Consider the following 4,622-nt stretch of genomic DNA (forward strand, 5'->3'; position numbering starts at 1 on the left):
ACCCGATTAGGGTCCGAAGTTAGATATCCAGAGTGACCAGAGTGGTATTTCAACAATGACTCCACGAACACTAGCGTGCCCGCTTCAACGTCTCCCACCTATCCTACACAAGCCACACCGAACACCAATACCAAACTATAGTAAAGGTCACGGGGTCTTTCCGTCCTGCTGCGCGTAACGAGCATCTTTACTCGTAATGCAATTTCGCCGAGTTCGCGGTTGAGACAGCTGGGAAGTCGTTACGCCATTCGTGCAGGTCGGAACTTACCCGACAAGGAATTTCGCTACCTTAGGATGGTTATAGTTACCACCGCCGTTTACTGGGGCTTAAATTCTCAGCTTCGCCTTGCGGCTAACCGTTCCTCTTAACCTTCCAGCACCGGGCAGGCGTCAGTCCGTATACATCGTCTTGCGACTTAGCACGGACCTGTGTTTTTAGTAAACAGTCGCTTCCCACTGGTCTCTGCGGCCATCGAACGCTCCCGGAGCAAGTCCGTTCACGCCTCAGGCCCCCCTTCTCCCGAAGTTACGGGGGCATTTTGCCGAGTTCCTTAACCACGATTCTCTCGATCTCCTTAGTATTCTCTACCTGACCACCTGAGTCGGTTTGGGGTACGGGCAGCTAGAACCTCGCGTCGATGCTTTTCTTGGCAGCATAGGATCACCGATTTCGACTTGCGTCTACCCATCAGATCTCAGGCTATATGAACGACGGATTTGCCTATCGTTCGCCCTACATCCTTAGACCGGGACAACCATCGCCCGGCTCGGCTACCTTCCTGCGTCACACCTGTTAATACGCTAAACGCACCAGCACGGGGTCGTACGCTAGGCCCAACGCTTCACCCCGAAGGGATCCATCAAAGGGATTCAGATACTTAGCACTACTGGATTGTCTTGGGCGGTTCTTCGCCGGTACGGGAATATCAACCCGTTGTCCATCGACTACGCCTGTCGGCCTCGCCTTAGGTCCCGACTTACCCAGGGAAGATTAGCTTGACCCTGGAACCCTTGGTCTTCCGGAGGACGGGTTTCTCACCCGTCTTTCGCTACTCATGCCTGCATTCTCACTCGTGTGGCATCCACGGCTGGTTCACACCGCCGCTTCACTCGCCACACGACGCTCTCCTACCCATCAACACGGCTGGACCACGAAGGCCTACCACTAATGTCAATGCCACAACTTCGGTGGCGTGCTTGAGCCCCGTTACATTGTCGGCGCGGAATCACTTGACCAGTGAGCTATTACGCACTCTTTCAAGGGTGGCTGCTTCTAAGCCAACCTCCTGGTTGTCTGTGCAACTCCACATCCTTTCCCACTTAGCACGCGCTTAGGGACCTTAGTTGGTGGTCTGGGTTGTTTCCCTCTCGACTATGAAGCTTATCCCCCACAGTCTCACTGCTGCGCTCTCACTTACCGGCATTCGGAGTTTGGCTGACGTCAGTAAGCTTTTGGGCCCCATCGGCCATCCAGTAGCTCTACCTCCGGCAAGAAACACGCAACGCTGCACCTAAATGCATTTCGGAGAGAACCAGCTATCACGAAGTTTGATTGGCCTTTCACCCCTATCCACAGCTCATCCCCTCCATTTTCAACTGAAGTGGGTTCGGTCCTCCACGACGTCTTACCGTCGCTTCAACCTGGCCATGGATAGATCACTTCGCTTCGGGTCTAGACCCTGCGACTGAATCGCCCTATTCGGACTCGCTTTCGCTACGGCTGCCCCACACGGGTTAACCTCGCCACAGAGCACTAACTCGCAGGCTCATTCTTCAAAAGGCACGCCGTCACCCCTACAAGGAGGCTCCGACGGTTTGTAAGCAAACGGTTTCAGGTACTATTTCACTCCCCTCCCGGGGTACTTTTCACCTTTCCCTCACGGTACTTGTCCGCTATCGGTCATCTGGGAGTATTTAGGCTTATCAGGTGGTCCTGACAGATTCACACGGGATTTCTCGGGCCCCGTGCTACTTGGGATACTCCTCACGCCATAACACCATTTCGACTACGGGGCTCGCACCCGCTCTGGCCAGGCGTTCAAACCTGTTCGTCTATGATGCGCTGTAACGTTCACCGGCCGGCAGACCGGAACGAAAAGTCCCACAACCCCGGCCATGCAACCCCTGCCGGGTATCACACATGACTCGGTTTAGCCTCTTCCGCGTTCGCTCGCCACTACTGACGGAATCACTGTTGTTTTCTCTTCCTGTGGGTACTGAGATGTTTCACTTCCCCACGTTCCCTCTACCCGCCCTATATATTCAGGCGGGAGTCACCAGGTCACCACAAGGGGCCTGGCGGGGTTTCCCCATTCGGAAATCCTCGGATCACAGCTCGTTTATCAGCTCCCCGAGGCTTATCGCAGATTACGACGTCCTTCTTCGGCTCCAGATGCCAAGGCATTCACCGTTTGCTCTTATGAACTTGCTAATCACATGAGTTAAGAAACTACAACTCGAAAAGTTGCAGATCCAATGATTTGCATGACCGCAGCCCGAAAGCCGCGCCATGCGAATCTTGTCGATCCACGACCGAAGCCGTGAATCTAAGATGCTCGCGTCCACTGTGTAGTTCTCAAAATACGGGCGGTATCCCTCTCCCACACACCCAGGCGTGAGAAAAAGATCCGGAGAGTCGACCCCGCCACCCGAAGGCAGCCGGCCCGGTCCCTCAGGACCCAACAGCGTGCATGTACCCGACTCCACCGCCCCGACGCGTTCCCAACCCGAAGGCTGTACTGACGCGAGACGATCTCACCGAGCACCTAGTTCAATGTTCCACCCATGAGCTACCAGCAAAGACATTCGCTTTGATCTGGCGCCTGGAACACCCTGCGGTGTCCAGATGCTCCTTAGAAAGGAGGTGATCCAGCCGCACCTTCCGGTACGGCTACCTTGTTACGACTTAGTCCTAATCACCGATCCCACCTTCGACAGCTCCCTCCTTGCGGTTAGGCCACTGGCTTCGGGTGTTACCGACTTTCATGACTTGACGGGCGGTGTGTACAAGGCCCGGGAACGTATTCACCGCAGCGTTGCTGATCTGCGATTACTAGCGACTCCGACTTCATGAGGTCGAGTTGCAGACCTCAATCCGAACTGAGACCGGCTTTTTGGGATTCGCTCCACCTTACGGTATCGCAGCCCTTTGTACCGGCCATTGTAGCATGCGTGAAGCCCAAGACATAAGGGGCATGATGATTTGACGTCATCCCCACCTTCCTCCGAGTTGACCCCGGCAGTCTCCTATGAGTTCCCACCATGACGTGCTGGCAACATAGAACGAGGGTTGCGCTCGTTGCGGGACTTAACCCAACATCTCACGACACGAGCTGACGACAACCATGCACCACCTGTATACCGACCTTGCGGGGCAACCATTTCTGGAAGTTTCCGGTATATGTCAAGCCTTGGTAAGGTTCTTCGCGTTGCATCGAATTAATCCGCATGCTCCGCCGCTTGTGCGGGCCCCCGTCAATTCCTTTGAGTTTTAGCCTTGCGGCCGTACTCCCCAGGCGGGGAACTTAATGCGTTAGCTGCGACACGGAGACCGTGGAAAGGTCCCCACATCTAGTTCCCAACGTTTACGGCGTGGACTACCAGGGTATCTAATCCTGTTCGCTCCCCACGCTTTCGCTCCTCAGCGTCAGTAACGGCCCAGAGAACTGCCTTCGCCATCGGTGTTCCTCCTGATATCTGCGCATTCCACCGCTACACCAGGAATTCCATTCTCCCCTACCGCACTCTAGTCTGCCCGTACCCACTGCAGGCCCGAGGTTGAGCCTCGGGTTTTCACAGCAGACGCGACAAACCGCCTACGAGCTCTTTACGCCCAATAATTCCGGACAACGCTTGCACCCTACGTATTACCGCGGCTGCTGGCACGTAGTTAGCCGGTGCTTTTTCTGCAGGTACCGTCAAGCCGAAGCCCTTCTTCCCTACTAAAAGAGGTTTACAACCCGAAGGCCGTCATCCCCCACGCGGCGTTGCTGCATCAGGCTTTCGCCCATTGTGCAATATTCCCCACTGCTGCCTCCCGTAGGAGTCTGGGCCGTGTCTCAGTCCCAGTGTGGCCGGTCACCCTCTCAGGCCGGCTACCCGTCGTCGCCTTGGTGAGCCATTACCTCACCAACTAGCTGATAGGCCGCGAGTCCATCCTTGACCGAAAAACTTTCCACCCGCACCCGATGCCGGGGCAGGTCGTATCCGGTATTAGACGCCGTTTCCAGCGCTTATCCCAGAGTCAAGGGCAGGTTACTCACGTGTTACTCACCCGTTCGCCACTAATCCACCCAGCAAGCTGGGCTTCATCGTTCGACTTGCATGTGTTAAGCACGCCGCCAGCGTTCGTCCTGAGCCAGGATCAAACTCTCCGTAAAAAAATTACGACCTCCGACCCCGAAGAGAAGGAGAGTCAAGTTTGACCTCTAGCAAATAAGACATCTCTCCGACCCGAAAGCCGGAAGCTGACATCAATTTCCAAAGGAATCCCAACCCGATCCGAAGATCAAGGCCGGGGTATAAAATTGGCATTGAACATAGTGCACGCTGTTGAGTTCTCAAGAATCGGACACATCCCGCCTCCACACCAGAACGGTGCTTCACAACGAAAGTGATCGAAG

Annotated in this window: 2 rRNA genes; both read right to left on the reverse strand. The window is 55.2% G+C overall.

The features are described from left to right. Window positions 1–2,431, reverse strand: a 23S ribosomal RNA gene (locus tag C5C95_RS16950); the annotation flags it as partial. A 425-nt stretch (window positions 2,432–2,856) separates the two neighbouring features. Beyond that, window positions 2,857–4,379 (reverse strand): 16S ribosomal RNA (locus tag C5C95_RS16955). Window positions 4,380–4,622: the final 243 nt, after the last annotated feature.

The sequence above is a fragment of the Rathayibacter sp. AY1B7 genome (assembly GCF_002932735.1).
Classification (GTDB): domain Bacteria; phylum Actinomycetota; class Actinomycetes; order Actinomycetales; family Microbacteriaceae; genus Rathayibacter.